18 protein-coding genes are annotated in these 16,134 nt (G+C 65.8%); 10 read left to right on the top strand and 8 right to left on the bottom strand.

Going from position 1 to position 16,134, the window contains the following annotated elements; genetic code table 11:
• Positions 1–77: 77 nt before the first annotated feature.
• The 4 genes from FBY30_RS03725 to FBY30_RS03710 all read left to right on the top strand — a co-directional run bounded on the left by FBY30_RS03725 (position 78) and on the right by FBY30_RS03710 (position 3,652).
• On the top strand, positions 78–1,367 hold the full coding sequence (locus FBY30_RS03725) for an adenylosuccinate synthase (RefSeq protein WP_142131297.1): 1,290 nt from the start codon (positions 78–80) through the stop codon (positions 1,365–1,367).
• A gap of 177 nt (positions 1,368–1,544) precedes the next feature.
• Positions 1,545–1,937 (top strand): YegP family protein, encoded by a 393-nt coding sequence (locus FBY30_RS03720; protein WP_142131296.1) that lies wholly within the window; start codon positions 1,545–1,547, stop codon positions 1,935–1,937.
• Positions 1,938–2,219: 282 nt separating this feature from the next.
• A complete protein-coding gene (locus FBY30_RS03715; protein WP_142131295.1) occupies positions 2,220–2,771 on the top strand; it encodes an RNA polymerase sigma factor in 552 nt (183 codons plus the stop codon).
• Positions 2,768–3,652: a hypothetical protein gene (locus tag FBY30_RS03710; protein WP_142131294.1), complete on the top strand. Its 885-nt coding sequence runs from the start codon at positions 2,768–2,770 to the stop codon at positions 3,650–3,652. Before FBY30_RS03715 ends, FBY30_RS03710 begins: the two co-directional genes overlap by 4 nt.
• Before the next feature lie 60 nt (positions 3,653–3,712).
• Here the strand turns inward: FBY30_RS03710 and FBY30_RS03705 are convergent, their stop codons facing one another.
• The 7 genes from FBY30_RS03705 to FBY30_RS03675 form a co-directional block, all read right to left on the bottom strand.
• Positions 3,713–4,207, bottom strand: a complete 495-nt coding sequence (locus FBY30_RS03705) for a CoA-binding protein (RefSeq protein WP_142131293.1) — start codon at positions 4,205–4,207, stop codon at positions 3,713–3,715.
• Entirely contained in the window at positions 4,204–5,550 is a 1,347-nt protein-coding gene (locus tag FBY30_RS03700) for an O-acetylhomoserine aminocarboxypropyltransferase/cysteine synthase family protein (protein ID WP_142131292.1), read from the bottom strand. The genes FBY30_RS03705 and FBY30_RS03700 overlap by 4 nt, the downstream gene beginning before the upstream one ends.
• Positions 5,550–6,743 (bottom strand): dimethylsulfone monooxygenase SfnG, encoded by a 1,194-nt coding sequence (sfnG, locus tag FBY30_RS03695; protein ID WP_142131291.1) that lies wholly within the window; start codon positions 6,741–6,743, stop codon positions 5,550–5,552. The genes FBY30_RS03700 and sfnG overlap by 1 nt, the downstream gene beginning before the upstream one ends.
• Positions 6,740–8,695, bottom strand: a complete 1,956-nt coding sequence (gene acs / locus FBY30_RS03690) for an acetate--CoA ligase (protein WP_142131290.1) — start codon at positions 8,693–8,695, stop codon at positions 6,740–6,742. Before acs ends, sfnG begins: the two co-directional genes overlap by 4 nt.
• Positions 8,686–9,588, bottom strand: coding sequence for an ABC transporter permease (locus tag FBY30_RS03685; RefSeq protein WP_142131289.1), 903 nt, complete (start codon positions 9,586–9,588; stop codon positions 8,686–8,688). Before FBY30_RS03685 ends, acs begins: the two co-directional genes overlap by 10 nt.
• A complete protein-coding gene (locus FBY30_RS03680; protein ID WP_142131288.1) occupies positions 9,588–10,640 on the bottom strand; it encodes an aliphatic sulfonate ABC transporter substrate-binding protein in 1,053 nt (350 codons plus the stop codon). Before FBY30_RS03680 ends, FBY30_RS03685 begins: the two co-directional genes overlap by 1 nt.
• Before the next feature lie 133 nt (positions 10,641–10,773).
• Positions 10,774–11,589 carry an ABC transporter ATP-binding protein gene (locus FBY30_RS03675; protein ID WP_142131287.1) on the bottom strand — a complete coding sequence of 272 codons (816 nt, stop codon included), beginning with the start codon at positions 11,587–11,589 and terminating at the stop codon, positions 10,774–10,776.
• 320 nt (positions 11,590–11,909) lie between these two features.
• Between FBY30_RS03675 and FBY30_RS03670 the strand changes: the two genes are divergently transcribed.
• The gene (locus FBY30_RS03670; protein ID WP_142131286.1) at positions 11,910–12,335 is read left to right on the top strand and encodes a CoA-binding protein; all 426 of its coding nucleotides are present in this window, start codon (positions 11,910–11,912) and stop codon (positions 12,333–12,335) included.
• A 4-nt stretch (positions 12,336–12,339) separates the two neighbouring features.
• Here FBY30_RS03670 and FBY30_RS03665 read toward each other — a convergent pair whose 3' ends face one another.
• Positions 12,340–13,377 (bottom strand): isopenicillin N synthase family dioxygenase, encoded by a 1,038-nt coding sequence (locus FBY30_RS03665; RefSeq protein ID WP_142131285.1) that lies wholly within the window; start codon positions 13,375–13,377, stop codon positions 12,340–12,342.
• Between the two features lie 45 nt (positions 13,378–13,422).
• Here FBY30_RS03665 and FBY30_RS03660 point away from each other — a divergent pair, with 45 nt between their 5' ends.
• The 5 genes from FBY30_RS03660 (at position 13,423) to FBY30_RS03640 (ending at position 16,067) form a co-directional block, all read left to right on the top strand.
• Positions 13,423–13,836, top strand: coding sequence for an MmcQ/YjbR family DNA-binding protein (locus FBY30_RS03660; RefSeq protein ID WP_142131284.1), 414 nt, complete (start codon positions 13,423–13,425; stop codon positions 13,834–13,836).
• The gene (locus FBY30_RS03655) at positions 13,829–14,383 is read left to right on the top strand and encodes a DUF1990 family protein (RefSeq protein ID WP_142131283.1); all 555 of its coding nucleotides are present in this window, start codon (positions 13,829–13,831) and stop codon (positions 14,381–14,383) included. The genes FBY30_RS03660 and FBY30_RS03655 overlap by 8 nt, the downstream gene beginning before the upstream one ends.
• The gene (locus FBY30_RS03650; RefSeq protein WP_142131282.1) at positions 14,380–14,700 is read left to right on the top strand and encodes a putative quinol monooxygenase; all 321 of its coding nucleotides are present in this window, start codon (positions 14,380–14,382) and stop codon (positions 14,698–14,700) included. Before FBY30_RS03655 ends, FBY30_RS03650 begins: the two co-directional genes overlap by 4 nt.
• Before the next feature lie 16 nt (positions 14,701–14,716).
• Entirely contained in the window at positions 14,717–15,010 is a 294-nt protein-coding gene (locus tag FBY30_RS03645; protein ID WP_142131281.1) for a DUF503 domain-containing protein, read from the top strand.
• Between the two features lie 115 nt (positions 15,011–15,125).
• Positions 15,126–16,067 carry a hypothetical protein gene (locus FBY30_RS03640; protein WP_235009325.1) on the top strand — a complete coding sequence of 314 codons (942 nt, stop codon included), beginning with the start codon at positions 15,126–15,128 and terminating at the stop codon, positions 16,065–16,067.
• Positions 16,068–16,134: the final 67 nt, after the last annotated feature.

Here is a 16,134-nt window from a genome sequence, read left to right as displayed (position 1 = left end):
ATTCTCATGAACGGCGCTGCATGGGCCCGCCACCTCGTGGCAAACCCGGGCAGCCCGAACGAATGGGGGAGGATCCCATGCCAGCAATTGTGATCGTAGGAGCCCAGTGGGGCGACGAAGGAAAAGGCAAGGCCACCGACCTGCTGGGTGGCCGTGTTGACTACGTCGTCAAGCCCAACGGCGGCAACAACGCCGGGCACACCGTCGTCGTGGGCGGTGAAAAGTACGAACTCAAGCTGCTGCCGGCGGGCATCCTCAGCCCAAACGCCGTTCCCATCATCGGCAACGGCTGTGTAGTGAACCTCGAGGCCCTCTTCCAGGAGATCGACGGCCTGCAGGCCCGCGGCGCCGACACCTCCAAACTGCGCGTCTCCGCCAACGCACACCTGGTGGCCCCGTACCACCAGGTCCTGGACAAGGTGACCGAACGCTTCCTCGGCAAACGTGCCATCGGCACCACCGGCCGCGGCATCGGCCCCGCCTACATGGACAAGGTGGCCCGGCTGGGCATCCGCGTCCAGGACGTCTTTGACGAATCCATCCTCCGCCAGAAGGTGGAAGGCTCGCTGCGCCAGAAGAACGAACTCCTGGTCAAGGTCTACAACCGCCGCAGCGTGGTGGTGGACGAGATCGTGGAGTACTTCCTGTCCTATGCTGAGCGGCTCCGCCCGCTGGTCATCGACAGCACCCTGGTCCTGAACTCCGCCCTGGACGAAGGAAAAGTGGTGCTGATGGAGGGCGGCCAGGCCACCTTCCTGGACGTGGACCACGGCACCTACCCGTTCGTGACCTCCTCCAACCCCACCGCCGGCGGCGCGTCGGTGGGGTCTGGCATTGGCCCCACCCGGATCTCGCGCTCCATCGGCATCATCAAGGCCTACACCACCCGTGTTGGCGCCGGCCCATTCCCCACGGAACTCTTCGACGAGATGGGCATGTACCTGCAGAAGACCGGCGGTGAGTTCGGCGTCAACACGGGCCGGCCGCGCCGCTGCGGCTGGTACGACGCCGTCCTGGCCCGCCATGCCTCCCGCGTCAACGGCTTCACGGACTACTTCGTCACCAAACTGGACGTACTGACCGGCATCGAACAGATCCCCGTGTGCGTGGCCTACGACGTTGACGGTGTCCGGCACGACGAAATGCCCATGACGCAGACCGAGTTCCACCACGCCAAGCCAATCTTCGAGTACTTCGACGGCTGGACCGAGGACATCACCGGCGCCCGCACCCTTGCGGACCTGCCGGAGAATGCCCGGAACTACGTGCTGGCGCTGGAAAAGCTCTCCGGCACCCGCTTCTCCGCCATCGGCGTGGGGCCGGACCGGGACCAGACCATCGTGGTGAACGACCTCATCAACGACTAACCTGCGCGGCGAGCGCAGGATGACGACGACGGCAGGCCACCCTTGCGGGTGGCCTGCCGTTTGCTTTGGGACTGGGGTGGAAGCAATTTACACAGGCTTAACGCTCCCGGTCTTGTGAGGCGGTTGGCGCGGCAGCCACACTCGGTAGTACCCCCTGGTGCCCAAGGAAGGACTGTCATGGCCGGAAAATTCGAAGCATTCATCGACGCCGATTCCTTCTTTCGGTTCCGGCTCCTGGCCCCTGACGGAGCAGTCGTCGCGATCTCCGGTCCGTACGAAGATAAAGCATCGGTGGCAGCCGGGATCGCCGCGGTACGGGAATGTGCCGGCACAGGCCTGGTCACCGACCTGTGCCCGGCTGGAGCCGTGACCCGTCCCGGCGGAGCGGTAAACCGTCCCGGAACCCCGCCCGCTGCGGAAGCTGCCGCCAGTGCCGCGGAGCCGCCGGCCGCCGTCGTACCCGTCTGCGGCGAAGAGCGCATGCCCGCCAGGCTGCACGCATTCGCGCCGGCCAAGTCGCCCCGGCGGCAGGCCACGTCCCCGCGGTGGACCAGGGCAGCAGCCCGCTGAAAAAACTTTTGGAAGTTTTTCTGAAAACGCGTAACCCTTGCGGCAGCGTTGGCGATTACCCCTATGAAGTGCCGGTCTGGAACCTGTCCCCCATCACGTTCCAGGCCGGCTCTTTTATCTTTCCCCGTGGGTAGCTTCCCCGGCCTCACTCCGCACCGGCCCGTACCCCGGCACCGTGGCGTTCCGGCAGGTTGGTTACCGGAGGGTAGAGTGGGGCCAGCGTTCCGGATGTACTGAGCGCTTGCCTTGCCAACACCCTCTTTGACGGAAAGCACTACGTCAGTGACCGATGCACACACAGACGAGGCTCCGGAGCAACCAGTTTCCGGTACCGCTGCCTTCAGCCTCGTCTACAGGACATACGCATCACAGGTACTGGGCTATCTCACCGCCCGGGGAGTCGAGGATCCGGAGGCCGCCATGCAGGAAGTGTTCCTTTCGGTGCTGCCCAGGCTCGACACCGTCCATGGAGGAGAAGCCGGGCTTAAGACATTCATCTTTTCCGTTGCCCACGCCCGGATGGTGGATGACCACCGCCGCCAGAGCCGTACTCCCGCCAAGCTGTCCTTCGAGCCCGAACTCGACCAGCGCGAAGATACCTCTGCGGAGAAGGAAGCCCTGCAGCGCATCTCGCCCCGGGAAGTCCTTGGGCTGCTGGACGGACTGCCCCAGGACCAGCGGGAAGTGCTGTCGCTTCGGCTGGTGGGCGGCCTTTCCATAGAACAGACAGCGGAAGCCATGGATAAGAGCGCCGGTGCGGTAAAACAACTCCAGCGGCGCGCCTTGCTCAAACTCCGGGAACTTAAGGCAGTGAAGGAGTATCTCACGCCATGACATCCGCCTCGGATAACCTCGCCGCCCTTGTGGACGACATGCTCCAGGACGCGGGCTGCGGCCAGGACGCGGAACTCCGTGACGCCCTGCTCTCGCTGGGCACCATGGCATCGCTGCCCGTACCCGCTCCCACCGGGGAGCTGGCCGCATTGCTTACTGCAGGTGAGCCGCAGGAGCAGCCAGTGGTCCCGCCGCGGGACGAACTTGCCCGCCGTCGCCGCCGCCACCGCCCCACGGCGCTGGGCCTGGTGCTGGTGGCCGGGATGGGACTCGGCGTCGGCGGGGTTGCTGCCAGCACCACCGCCCCTGAGGGCAACGCCATCAGGCAACTGCTGGAGGAATGGGCGCCGTGGAGCCGGCCGGCCGCGGACGCGTCCGCCGCCGGGGAAGGTGCCGGGGGCACACGTGCAGGTTACCGTGCCCCTGAAGTGGCGGCGGACGGTGAGCCAGCATCGACCGCTGCTCCCGGCGGGGCTGCCGACCCCACGAATCTTGCCTCCCGGCTCCTGCGGGGTCCTGCAGGCCTTTCCGGAAACTTCCCGCCATGCACCGCCCCGCTGAGGCACGACGCCGAAACCGGTCCAGCGAAGTGCGGGGGGAACGGTGCACCCGGGATACCTGCACAGGGCAATGGGTCAGGCAGCGCAAAGGACACCGCCGGACCGGCCGGCGATGGAGTTCCGGCAGCACCGGGCTCGCAGGGAGCGGCGAAGGCTGAACCCCCTGCAGCCAGCACTCCAGCCGGGGCACCAGGCCCAACGGCTGCCGGCGCGCAGAAGCCGGGAGGCTCCACGGGCAATGCGGGGCAGGGTCAGCCCCAAAGCCAGACACAGGGCGGAAGCCCGGGCAACGCGCAGAAGGGCGCCTCCCCGGCCAAATAGCCGTTAAGACGAAAGCGGGCCCGTGCCAACGGGCCCGCTTTCGCTATTCGAAGGGATGCGTTACGCCAGGACCTGGCGCTTGGAGGAAACCACGCCGGTATCGAAACCGGCCAGGTGAAGTCCGCCATGGAAGCGCGCGTGCTCGATCTTCACGCAGCGGTCCATCACCACATTGAGCCCCGCGGCTTCCGCGGCTGCTGCCACGCCTTCATGCCATGAGCCCAGCTGAAGCCAGAGCGTCTTGGCACCCGCGGCCACTGCCTCGTCAAGGACACCGGGAAGGTCGTCGTGCTTGCGGAACACGTCAACAATGTCCGGGCTTTCCGGCAGGTCCGCCAGTGAGGCGTAGGTGGGCTGGCCCAGGATCTCCTTGACCACCGGGTTGACGAAGTACACCTTGTAGCGCGTGGAGGACAGCAGGTAGGTGGCCACAAAGTAGCTGGCGCGGGACGGCTTGTCAGACGCGCCAACGATCGCAATGGACTTCGCCTGCCGGAGAAGGGAGAGCCGCTCCGGTGCGGACGGGCCAGTCCAGGTACGTTCGGCGGTGCTCATGCGTTTGCTCCGATCGTGCAGGCTTCTGCGGGTTCTTCAGAAACGGCTCCGGGCACTGCTTTGGACGCCTCGGTGAGGGCCTGGTCCAGGTCCCACAGGATGTCCTCAATATCCTCAAGGCCAACTGAGATGCGGACCAGGTCCTCCGGCACACCCGCCGATTCGAGCTGGGCCGCGCTGAGCTGCTGGTGGGTGGTGGAGCCGGGGTGGATCACCAGGGTACGGGAGTCGCCCACGTTTGCGAGGTGCGATGCCAGCTGCAGGGACTCGATGAACTTCTGCCCGGCAGCGCGCCCGCCCTTGACCCCGAAGGAGAACACCGATCCGGGGCCCTGCGGCAGGTACTTGCGTGCCCGTTCGAAGTGCGGGTGCGACGGCAGACCGGAGTAGTTGACGTAGGCCACCCGGTCATCGTTTTCCAACCATTCGGCCACGGCCTGTGCGTTCTTCAGGTGTTCATCGAGCCGCTGCGGCAGGGTTTCAACACCCTGGAGCAGCTGGAACGCCGACTGCGGCGAAAGGGCCGGGCCGATGTCCCGCAGCTGTTCGGAGCGGAGCTTGGTGAGGAAACCGTACTCGCCGAAGTTGCCCCACCAGGAGACGTTGCCGTAGGAAGCCACCGGCTCGGTCATGGTGGGGAACTTGCCGTTGCCCCAGTTGAACCGGCCGCTTTCCACCACCACGCCGCCCAGCGTGGTGCCGTGGCCGCCCAGGAACTTCGTGGCGGAGTGGATCACGATGTCGGCGCCGTGTTCGATGGGCCGGACAAGGTACGGCGTGCTCAAGGTGGCGTCGACCACCAGGGGGATGCCGGCGTCGTGCGCCACCTTTGCCAACCCCGCCAGGTCCTGGACCTCCGACGACGGGTTGGCCACCACCTCCACGAAGATCGCCTTGGTGTTGTCCCGGACAGCCGCGGCATAATCCGCGGGATCCGTGCCGGGGACGAACGTGGTGTCCACGCCGAACCGGCGGAGGGTCACGTCCAGCTGGGTCACCGTGCCGCCGTACAGCTGGGAGGCGGCCACGATGTGGTCGCCGGCCTGGGTCAGCGCGGCGAAGGTGATGAACTCCGCGGCCATGCCCGACGACGTCGCAACCGCTCCGATGCCGCCTTCCAGGGACGCGATGCGCTCCTCAAAGGCCGCAACAGTGGGATTGCCAATGCGGGAGTAGATGTTGCCGTACTTCTGCAGTGCGAACAGGTTGGCGGCGTCGTTGGTGTCCTTGAAGACGAAGGACGTGGTCTGGTAAATCGGGACGGCGCGGGCACCGTGCTCGGCGTCGGGAGTGCCGCCGGCGTGCAGGGCGCGGGTGCGGAAACCGAAACTACGCTCAGCCATCAGGCAGCCACCGCCTCTGCAGCAACCGGGGTGCCGGACAAATCGAGTTCCGTGCCGTTCTTCCGGGCCAGGTCTGCTTCCAGTTCGCGGACGATCGGCAGGATGTCCCGGCCGAACGCCGCCACCTCCTCCTGGAAGTGCAGGTAGCAGGTGAGGAACAGGTTCACGCCGATCTTCTTGTATTCAACGATCCGTTCGGCGATCTGCTCGGGAGTGCCGATCAGCTGGGTCTTGAAGCCGTCGTTGTACTGGATCAGGTCCTCGAACGTGGAGTCCGCCCACATGCCCTTGCCATCCTTGGTGGACGCACCGGCTTCCTGGACCGCGTCCCGGAAACCCTGGACGGCCGGCTTGTGTGCCTTCTCCACGATCTCGCGCAGGGTGTCCCGCGCTTCCTTCTCGGAGTCGCGGGCGATGACGAAGCCGTTCAGCCCGAACCGGGGCGCGGCCAGCTGTCCTGGAGTGCCACGGCGTGCCTCACCGGCTGATGCGACGACGCCGGCGATGTTCTCCTTGAAGCCCTCCAGGTCCTTGCCGTTGGAGAAGTACCAGTCCGCCACGCGGCCGGCGGTGGCCTGGGCCGCGGTCGAGTTGCCGCCGAAGAAGATCTCGGGGTGGGCGCGGCCCGGAACGTCCACCGGGGCGGGGTTCAGCGTGAAGTCGGTGATGTTGTAGTACTTGCCGGACTGGCTGTATTCCTGCTCGGTCCACAGGCCTCGCAGCACGTTGATGAATTCCTCGGTGCGGACGTAGCGCTCGTCGTGCTCCAGCCACTCCAGGCCGAAGTTGGTGAACTCACTCTTCAGCCAGCCGGAGACGATGTTGACGGCTGCGCGGCCGTTGGAAATGTGGTCCGCGGTGATGATGTACTTCGCCAGCACGCCGGGGTGCCACATGCCGGGGTGGACGGCGGCGATCACCTTGAGCCGCTCGGTTGCGACCAGCAGGGCCAGGCTGAACGAGGTTGCCTCGTGCTGCTTGTCCGCCCCATAGGAGGCGGCGTAGCGGGTCTGGGTCAGGGCGTATTCGAAGCCCGACTCCTCCGCGATGCGCGCCAGCTTCTTGTTGTAGTCGAAGTCCCAGCCGGTGCGCTGTTCGATGGTGGATACCACCAGGCCGCCGGAGACATTGGGCACCCAGTAGGCGAACTTGAGCGGTTCGGAGAGACGTGCGACGTTGCTGATGTCTGTCATGATTCTTCCTTCGGTAGGGCCCGCTGCTGCAGGACTTCCTGGATGCCGGCGATGGCCGGCTCGTTCTGGAGTGAGGTGGTGTCGCCCAGGGGGGCTCCTTCGAACAGCTGGGTGAGCAGCCGGCGCATGATCTTGCCGCTGCGGGTCTTGGGAACGTCAGGGACTACGACGACGTCGCGCGGCTTGGCGATGGGGCCGATCTCCTTGGCCACGTGGTTCCTGAGCTCGTCGGTGGTTGAGCTTGTGGAAACCCCGGCCTTCAGCACGACGAAGGCGACGACAGCGTGCCCGGTCTTCGGGTCCGCCACCGGGCAGACGCCGGCTTCCACCACGTCCGGGTGCGAGACCAGGGCGGACTCAATTTCGATGGTGGAGAGCAGGTGGCCGGAGACATTCAGGGTGTCGTCCACGCGGCCCAGGATCCAGATGTCGCCGTCGGCATCGTACTTGGCGCCGTCGCCGGCGAGGAACCAGCCCTGGTCCGCATACTTGCTCCAGTAGGAATCGAAGTAGCGCCGCGGGTTTCCCCAGACGGTCCGCGCGATGGCAGGCCCGGGGGAGTCAACCACGATGTTTCCCTGGACGCCGGGCGCAACGGTATTGCCGCCGTCGTCCACGATCCTGGTGCTGACGCCGGGAAGCGGGCGCGCCGCGCAGCCCGGCTTGAAGCTGGTGTCCGTGGGGGCGGGGGAAAGGATGGTGGCGCCGGTCTCGGACTGCCACCACGTGTCCACCATGGGGGCGGTGCCGCCGCCAACGTTCTCCCGCAGCCAGCGCCAGGCCTCGGGGTTGACGGCCTCGCCCACGGTGCCCAGCAGCCGGATGGAAGAGAGATTGTAGGTGCTCGGCACGCCGTCGGGGAACCAGCCCATAAGGGACCGGACCAGTGTGGGCGCGGTGTAGTACTGCGTCACGCCGTAGCGTTCGATGATCTCGAAGTGCCGGCCCGGATGCGGGGTGTTGGGCGTGCCCTCGAAGATCACCTGGGTGACGCCGTTGGACAGCGGCCCGTAAATTTCGTAGGTGTGGGCCGTGACCCAGGCCAGGTCCGCAGTGCACCAGTGCACGTCCCGGTCCCGCAGGGCCGGATCCGGGTTGCTGAACAAGTGCTCAAAGCTCCACGACGCCTGCGTCAGGTAACCGCCGGAGGTGTGCACCAGGCCCTTGGGCTTGCCGGTGGTACCGGAGGTGTACATGATGAACAGTGGCGTCTCGGCGTCGAACGCCTCCGGCTCGTGGACGTCCGAGGCAGTTTCGACGACGTCGTGCCACCACACGTCGCGGCCCTCGGTCATGGCGACGGCCGCCAGGTCGGCGGCCGGGGTGGTGCGGTTGACCACCAGGACGTGCTCAATGGCGTTCTCGCCGGATACGGCTGCGTCAGCGTTGTCCTTGACGGGAACGGCAACGCCGCGGCGGAACTGGCCGTCCGTGGTCACCAGCAGCTTGGCGCGGGTGTCCTCCACCCGGAACTTCAGTGCCTCCGCCGAGAAGCCGCCGAACACCAGCGAGTGGATGCCGCCGATGCGGGCCACGGCGAGGGTGATGATGATGGTTTCGGGGATCACCGGGAGGTAGATGACCACCCGGTCCCCCTTTGTTATGCCCAGGGCCAGGAGGGCGTTGGCTGCCTTGGACACCTCGCGCTGGAGTTCGGCGTAGGTGATGGAGCGGCGGTCGCCGGGCTCGCCTTCGAAGTGGAGGGCCACCTTATCGCCGCGCCCCGCGGCAACATGCCGGTCCACGCAGTTGGCGGCCACGTTGAGCTTGCCACCCTCGAACCAGGTGATTTCCGGGCCGCGGCCCGCCTCGGCATCTGCCGGGATCCAGCGATGCGCCGTGTGCCAGGGGCTGTCCCAGTCGAGGCGCAGCGCCTGCTGCTCCCAGAAAGCAACGTTGTCCGGGTGCACCCCTGCGTTCAGGTCCAACGTTTCGGTGGTGCTCAAGCCCATCGTTTCACCGCCCATCTTTCGGCCAGGCCCAGCAGGGCGTCGGTAATCTTTCCAATCACAGCCAGCATCACGATGGCCAGGAGCAGCCGGTCCGTCCGGCCGTTGTTCTGCGAGTCAGTCAGCAGAAAGCCCAGGCCCATGGAGGACGCGATCAGTTCAGCAGCCACCAGGAACAGCCAGGCTTGGGCAAGGGCCAGGCGCAGGCCGGAAAACACGGCGGGGACGACGGCGGGCAGCTGCACGGTGGTCAGCAGCCGGATCCCCTTGAGCCCGAAAGCGCGGGCGGCCTCCACCAGGTTGCGGTCCACGTGCCGCAGTGCCAGGGAGACGGTGGTGAACACCGGGAAGAAGGCGCCGATGATGATCAACGTGACCTTCGAGTCCTCGCCAATCTTCATCCACAGGATCAGCAGCGGCACCCAGGCGAGGGACGGCACTGCGCGCAGAGCGCCGATGGTGGGTGCCAGCAGGGCATCGGCGAGTTTGGACAGTCCCACGGTTGCGCCGAGGACCAGGCCCAGGGCCGCGCCCACCAGGAATCCGATGAGGACCCGCTGGGTGGAGATGGCGATGTGCGTTCCCAGCTCGCCACGGTCCACGAGCTCGCCGGCAGCGGACAGCACCATGGCCGGCGGGGGAAGCTGGACCACGGTGAACATCCCGCTGGTGGAGGCGAGCTGCCACGCTGCCAGCAGGGCTGCCGGAATGATCAGGCCAAGGGGCAGACGCGCCCAGTTCCTGGAACGGACTCCGGCGGGAGACCATCCCGGTGCCGGAGCGGGCGCCGTGGCGGCACCCGTCTGGGCGGCGTCTGCCGCGGTTGCGGTGGCGGCTGCAGCACGCTCATCCGCAACACTTGCGCCGGTGGTGTAAGGCTCTCCTGGGTAACTCATCAGGAGGCCTTAATGGCTGACGGATCAGCCTTCTTCACCAGCGAGTCGTCGAGAAGGGAGGCCACGGCGTCGTCAATCTGCTTCTGAGTCTTGACGTCGCCGGTTTCCACGAAAGTGGGGCCGATCTTCTCCAATACTTTGCGCTGGGCGTCACCCGGTGCCGGGTTGACGTCCAGGTTGCTTCGCTCCAGGACCACGGTTTTGGCCACGGAGAGGTCCAGGCCGGCTACGTCGGCCAGGATCTGGGCGGTCTGGTCCGGGTTCTGTGCTGTCCAGGCACGGGCTTTTTCATAGGCGTTCACCACGGCCTGTGCCAGTTCAGGCTTGTTCTTCAGGAAGGATTCGGTGGCGTTGAGGAAGCCGTAAGTGTTGAAGTCCAGGTTGCGGTAGAAGAGCTTGGCGCCCTTCTGCTCCGCCCCCGCCATGATCGGGTCCAGCCCGGACCACGCTTGGACCGAGCCGTTTTCCAGGGCTGTGCGGCCGTCGGCGTGCTGCAGGTTCTGGACCGTTACGTCCCCAGGCTTCAGCCCGGCCTGCTCCAGTGCCTGCAGCAGGAAGAAGTAGGGGTCGGTGCCCTTGGTTGCGGCAACGGACTTGCCCTTGAGGTCTGCCACGGACTTGATGTCCGAACCGGCAGGTGCCACCAGGGCCGCCCACTCCGGCTGCGAGAAGATGTCGATGGTCTTGATCTCCGAGCCGTTGGCCCGTGCCAGGAGAGCCGCGGATCCGGCGGTGGATCCGACGTCGATGGCCCCGGAACGCAGCGCCTCGTTGGCTTTGTTGGACCCCGCGGACTGTACCCAGTTCACGGTGACGCCCTGGTCCTTGAGGCTGGCCTCGAGCCACCCCTGCTTCTTGATCACCAGGCTCAGCGGGTTGTAGGTGGCGAAGTCGATATTCAGGGTTCCACCGCCCTTGCTGCTGCCGGCCGCCGCGGCACTGCCGGAGGAACCTTCACCTGCAACGCATCCGGTGAGTGCCAGGACTGTGGAGACGGCAAGGGCTGCTGCGCCAAGGACTGAACGGCGGGAGATGGGCGATGCGTGCGGCATTGGTTTCCTTTGGAAGCGGGTGATGGAACGGTGCGGAGAAGGCGTGGCCGGTATGGTGCCTGCCAAGGGGATTGAGTCCGACGGCGGCAGGGGCCACCGGGGACAGGTGGAGATTGTGGCGGGTCAGGGGCGCCTAGTGCCCGTCGACGCCCAGCGTTTCCAGGAGCGAGCTGCGCATGAGGGCGAGTTCGGCTGAGGCGCGTTCGCGCGGCCGGCTGCCGGGTACCTGGACAGTCCTGACGATGGTTGCGCCCTGCCCGGCGGCGTCGGGGCCGAGGACGATGATGCGGTCTGCGAGCTGCAGGGCTTCATCCACGTCATGGGTGACCAACAGGACGGTGGTGGGCTCTGCCCGGTGGATGTCCAGGAGCAGGTCCTGCATCTTGATCCGGGTGAGCGCATCCAGGGCCCCGAAGGGCTCATCGAGCAGCAGGACGCCGGGGCTCCGTGCCAGCGCCCTTGCCAGGGACGCCCGCTGCGCCATGCCGCCGGATACCTCCCGGGGGCGGTGCTTGGCGAACTTCTCGAGCCCCACCAGTTCCAGCAGGCGGGCGACTTTTGCCTTGCCCTCTTTCGCGCTGCATCCGGTGGGCAGCCCGATGGCCACGTTGGCCTGGAGGGTGTGCCAGGGCAGCAGCCGGGGTTCCTGGAAAGCGAAGGCGCAGCGGGGATCGATGCCGTGCACCGGGGTGTCCTCGATAACCACGGAACCGGCGCTCGGGAAGTCAAGGCCGGCCGTGGCGCGCAGGAGCGTGGACTTTCCGCAGCCGGATGGTCCCAGAATGGCCAGCACCTCTCCTGCTGCCACGTCGAACGTCACGTCGCGGAGGACGGTATGGGCTGCGGTGCCGGCTCCAAACGTGCGGCGCAGGTTCCGAAAGGATACGGGGAGGGCCGGCGCGTTGGCGGGGTTCGCCCCGGCAGGCAGGGGCGACAAAACTGCGGTCATAGGATCACTCCATCGGTCCTGGCAGTAGCACCCTACGGAGGCAGCCTTCGCCGGAGTGGTCAGTTCCGGCACCCACGGCTGCAATCCTTGCTATCGCCGGGGCCGTTGGGGAGCGTCCGGCGACCAGGGTTGCTGCGGCGTCATCGATCCAGGTCTCTCGGCCGCTCGGGATGGTCAAGCACCACTACACAGCAATGAATCGCCGAGAGCAAACTCTCGCGTTTGCCCGCGTAATATTCGTTCACAGCGGTAAGGGCGAGGGTGGATCGTTCTTTTATTCGACCGTGCTGCTTGGTCCAAGTTGAGCGTAGGCTGATCCCATGGGCCACGCGAACGATCCTGCAGTCATTGAACGCCTCATGCGAACCAAGGGCCATTGGGCCATCGTGGGCCTGACCACCAACGAATGGCGTGCCGCCTATGATGTATCGCTCTTCATCCGCGACAGGTTGGGCATGGAGATTATTCCGGTGAACCTGCCCGGCGACGCTGTCCACGGCGAAACCGGGTACCGCACGCTGGGTGACATTCCGGCGGAAAAGCGGCCCATCGACGTCGTTGATTGTTTTGTGAACTCGCAGAAGGTGGGCAGCGTGGTGGACCAGGCCATTGCAGTGGGGGCCACAGCTGTGTGGCTGCAGTTGGGGGTTATCGACGAAGCGGCGGCGGAGCGCGCCAAGGCCGCGGGACTGGACGTGGTGATGAACGCCTGCCCTGCCCAGTTGGCCTGGAAGTACAACCTTTAGGACTTCACGCGCCCCGGTGCTTCAGTAACTCCGGGTAGTGCCGTTCGGTGACGTCGGGGTGCGCCCGCATCCGGCCTTTGAGCATGTTCATGCCAAAGGATGCGAGGAGCGGGTTGGCGGGATCGTCGGTGATTCCCCTGGCAGCCGCCTTCAACTCTGGAGCCAGCGGCACGGGTTCGATGACCGCGTCCAGCCGTGGTGACCAGAAAAACGGCACCGAGTAGCGGTCAACACCGGGCGGCGGCGCCTGCACGCGGTGGACGGTTGCCGCCAGGTACCCCTCGGTGGCCACTTCCAGCATCTCGCCAAGGTTTACCACCAGCGCTCCCGGAAGCGGTTCCACCAGCAGCCACTCGGTAGTCCCGGGCGGCAATACTTCCAGGCCGCCCACCTCGTCCTGCAGCAGGAGGGTCACGAAGCCGTAGTCTGCGTGCGAGCCCACGCCTTGGTCGCCGGCGGCCTCCACCACGCCGCCCACGTAGTGCACCAGCTTGCCCATCCACGCCGGTGAATCGCGGAAAGGCTCGTCGAAGTAGTCCTCCGGCAACTGCAGGGAAACGGCAATGGCCCGTAGCAGTTCCATCCCCACCCCGGACATCAGGTCTGCCCACTCCATGGCGGCAGTCCGAAGTTCGGGGAATTCCTCGCCCGGCCACAGGTTGGGTCCCTGCAACAGCCAGTAGGGCTGGTCGTCCGGATAGTCCCTGACCGGTTCCCGCTCCGGTGAATAGTCAATTTGCTCACGGGCGTCCGCCCGGCCCTGGGTCACCTCCGTGCCCATGCGGGTGTAGCCGCGGAAGTGCGGGGAAAGGCGGTTGTCCAGCTTCATCCGCTCCTCAAGCGGCAGGTCGAAGAAGCGCAGGATAAGGCCCAGGAGCTCCTCGGCCTGGCCTGGCCGGCCGCCGTATCCCGTGATTTGGAAGAACCCGACATCGTGGGTGGCATGCCGCAGCTGCTCAATAAACTCAGGGCGGAAAGATCCGTAAGGCTGCCGTGCGGAACTCAAATCCAGAACAGGTATTGCTTCCTGGTCGCGTGACATCCCTGCACACTAGCACCGTGCAGCCCCGCTTTATAGGCTTCCTTTATGGACCCAACTGCGCTGCGGGAGCTCTGCCTGTCTTTCCCGGGAACCTACGAGGATTTCCCCTTCGGGCCCGAAACCTCGGTGTTCAAGGTCCGTGCGCACATTGCTGGAGGCGCCCGCCACGAGGCCAAGCTGTTTGCGCTGTCCTCCATGGACCAGGCCGACTTCTACGTGAACCTTAAGTGCGAACCGGCCCTGGCCGTGCAGCTGCGCGCAGTGCATCCGGCGATTACCGGCGCATGGCATATGAACAAAACCCACTGGAACGGCATCCGCCTTGACGGGTCTCTGCCGGACGGAATGGTCCGGGACATGGTGGAGGACTCCTATGACCTTGTGGTGGCAGGCTTGAGCCGGAAGCAACAGGAGCAACTGGGGTGGGCACGCCTCGAGAGGGCAGGCGGCAATGACTGAAGAGGGACAGATTCCGGGCAAGCTCGGTTACCCGGGAGTGGGCGGCACCGAGCAAGGCAGCGCGCCCGAAGGCTATGACCGCGTCCTTGAGGAAGCGCGGCTGGGCGCCGGGCTGGACGTCTACCGGCGCGTGGCGAACGGCATCCTGGGCTGGGAACTGCAGCGGCGGGCAGGGCTTCGGGTCCGTGCCGACTCCCCTCGGGCCGTCCCCGGGGCACACGTGGTGAGCGGATTCGGCATCGGGCCTTTCCGGCTGCCCGCCCCCTGCCAAGTGGTGTGGGTGCATGAGCCGGACCCGGACGGCGTTCCCCAATCCGCCGGCTTCGGTTACGGCACGCTGCCTGGCCACCCCGCCCGCGGGGAGGAATCGTTCGAGGTGGAGATCAACAGCCAGGGGGAGGTGTGGCTGAGGATCCGTGCGTTCAGCAGGCCCTCCAACTGGTTCTATGCGGCCGGCGGCCCGGTCACCCGGGCGACGCAGCGCTACGTTACTTCCCGGTACATTGAAGGAGCACGCAGTCTCGCCGCGGAAGGAAAATCCCAGTGATCTTTATCGTCGTCAAGTTCAAGGTCAAGCCCGAGTGGTCCGAGCGCTGGCCGGACCTCGTGGCCGATTTCACCGAAGCCACCCGCAAGGAACCGGGCAACCTCTGGTTCGACTGGTCCCGCAGCCTGGACGACCCCAACGAATACGTCCTGGTGGAGGCCTTCAAGGACGACGCCGCCGGGGACCACGTCAACAGTGACCACTTCAAGAAGGCCATGGCGGACATGCCGCAGGCCCTCGTCGAGACGCCCAGGATTATCAGCCGCCAGCTCGACGGCGAAGGCTGGGACCTCATGGGCGAACTCACCATGGAGTAAGGAAGGCCCCAGGCCCATGTGGATCGGCTGGATCGAGTTCGACATCCTCCTTGGCGACGTACACAGCCTGAAGGAGAAACGCTCCGTGGTCCGGCCGATCCTGGCTGAGCTCAAGCGCCGCTTTGAGGTCTCAGTCGCCGAGGTGGGCGACCACAGCCAGTACCGGCGCACGCAGCTTGGCGTTGGCCTCGTGGCAGCCGACCGGGCGCACCTCGTGGAGGTGCTGGCCGCCGTCGAACGCTTCGTGGCTGGCCGGCCCGAAAACGAACTGCTCAGCGTCCGCCAGAGGGAGCTCCACAGCGAGGACTGACCATCGATTGCTCCGTAAACGCCCTTTTGGAGCCTCAAAAGGGCGTTTACGGAGCAATCGATGAGGGGTGTGGATAACTTCTGCGGGGCTTGCTGGGATTTGCTCTGATGGAGCAATGAAGACTGCACGTCCGCTTCCAGAAGCACTCGAGGGCCGTCCTTTCACTGCAGCTGAGGCTGCACGGGCAGGAGTTTCCGCCAAGCGGCTAAGGCACGGTTCCCTGAGCAGGCTTGGTAAGGGCATCAGAGCAGATAGCCCGACGGCGGGGCTTCCGTTGGGCACGCGGGTCCGGCCTTTCATCGAGGTCAATGAGCTCTGCGCTGCCTCGCATGTCACGGCCGCGGAGCTTCATTCGCTGCCGCAGCGGCGCCAGGACAACGCCCTGGACGTCTACCACCTCATCCGTCCCGAGGGCGCCGCCCACCTGGACAGGCCCCACGTCATCGTGCACCGGATGAAGCTGTATGAGGACGAAGTCACCAGAATCGACGGCGTTCCGCTGACGACGCCGGCGCGTACCTGGCTGGACATGGCTGAGCTGCTGTCCGTCGATGACATCGTGGCCATGGGGGACCACTGCGTCCGGGTGCCCAGGCTCGAGTTCGAAGGCCGGGACATGCCACTGTGCAGCATGTGGGATCTGCAGCGGACGATTGACAGGCATCGGGGAAAGCGGGGGCTCCGGAAGGCGAAGGAGGCCCTGGAACTCATCCGGGTCGGATCGGATTCACCGCAGGAAACAATGCTGCGGCTCGCCATCGTCCGCGCAGGCCTGCCCGAACCCGAGCTGAACGTTCCGATCATTAGTGCGGACGGCATCAGGCATCATGAGCCGGACTTGTCGTACCGCAAATACAGGATCGGCATTGAGTACGACGGCGAACACCACGGCGGGGAAGGCCAGATTGCCAGGGACATCACACGATCCGAACGGTACGCCGCGTTGGGGTGGACTGAGGTCAGGATCTCCAAGCGGCACATGGTCAACGATGCGAAGCCTGCCGCCGCCAAAGTGCTTGTTGCCCTGGCCCAGGCCGGTTGGCGAAGGGGTTCTTAAGAACGACTGCTGCGTACTTGTCGTTCTGACGGTTCAAAACGACAAGTACGCAGCAGTCGATAGGGGA

The organism is Arthrobacter sp. SLBN-83, from assembly GCF_006715285.1.
Classification (GTDB): domain Bacteria; phylum Actinomycetota; class Actinomycetes; order Actinomycetales; family Micrococcaceae; genus Arthrobacter.
Note: the sequence above shows the minus strand (reverse complement) of the source record. Positions and strands in the feature narration are given on the sequence as shown.

What these genes read in the sequence shown, in the direction of transcription:
- FBY30_RS03645 (WP_142131281.1), top strand. Translation starts at nt 14,717, where the DNA reads ATGTGGATCGGCTGGATCGAGTTCGACATCCTCCTTGGCGACGTACAC.
- FBY30_RS03685 (WP_142131289.1), bottom strand. Translation starts at nt 9,588, where the DNA reads ATGAGTTACCCAGGAGAGCCTTACACCACCGGCGCAAGTGTTGCGGAT.
- acs (WP_142131290.1), bottom strand. Translation starts at nt 8,695, where the DNA reads ATGGGCTTGAGCACCACCGAAACGTTGGACCTGAACGCAGGGGTGCAC.
- FBY30_RS03705 (WP_142131293.1), bottom strand. Translation starts at nt 4,207, where the DNA reads ATGAGCACCGCCGAACGTACCTGGACTGGCCCGTCCGCACCGGAGCGG.
- FBY30_RS03700 (WP_142131292.1), bottom strand. Translation starts at nt 5,550, where the DNA reads ATGGCTGAGCGTAGTTTCGGTTTCCGCACCCGCGCCCTGCACGCCGGC.
- sfnG (WP_142131291.1), bottom strand. Translation starts at nt 6,743, where the DNA reads ATGACAGACATCAGCAACGTCGCACGTCTCTCCGAACCGCTCAAGTTC.
- FBY30_RS03665 (WP_142131285.1), bottom strand. Translation starts at nt 13,377, where the DNA reads ATGTCACGCGACCAGGAAGCAATACCTGTTCTGGATTTGAGTTCCGCA.
- FBY30_RS03725 (WP_142131297.1), top strand. Translation starts at nt 78, where the DNA reads ATGCCAGCAATTGTGATCGTAGGAGCCCAGTGGGGCGACGAAGGAAAA.
- FBY30_RS03660 (WP_142131284.1), top strand. Translation starts at nt 13,423, where the DNA reads ATGGACCCAACTGCGCTGCGGGAGCTCTGCCTGTCTTTCCCGGGAACC.
- FBY30_RS03655 (WP_142131283.1), top strand. Translation starts at nt 13,829, where the DNA reads ATGACTGAAGAGGGACAGATTCCGGGCAAGCTCGGTTACCCGGGAGTG.
- FBY30_RS03720 (WP_142131296.1), top strand. Translation starts at nt 1,545, where the DNA reads ATGGCCGGAAAATTCGAAGCATTCATCGACGCCGATTCCTTCTTTCGG.
- FBY30_RS03710 (WP_142131294.1), top strand. Translation starts at nt 2,768, where the DNA reads ATGACATCCGCCTCGGATAACCTCGCCGCCCTTGTGGACGACATGCTC.
- FBY30_RS03640 (WP_235009325.1), top strand. Translation starts at nt 15,126, where the DNA reads ATGAAGACTGCACGTCCGCTTCCAGAAGCACTCGAGGGCCGTCCTTTC.
- FBY30_RS03680 (WP_142131288.1), bottom strand. Translation starts at nt 10,640, where the DNA reads ATGCCGCACGCATCGCCCATCTCCCGCCGTTCAGTCCTTGGCGCAGCA.
- FBY30_RS03670 (WP_142131286.1), top strand. Translation starts at nt 11,910, where the DNA reads ATGGGCCACGCGAACGATCCTGCAGTCATTGAACGCCTCATGCGAACC.
- FBY30_RS03675 (WP_142131287.1), bottom strand. Translation starts at nt 11,589, where the DNA reads ATGACCGCAGTTTTGTCGCCCCTGCCTGCCGGGGCGAACCCCGCCAAC.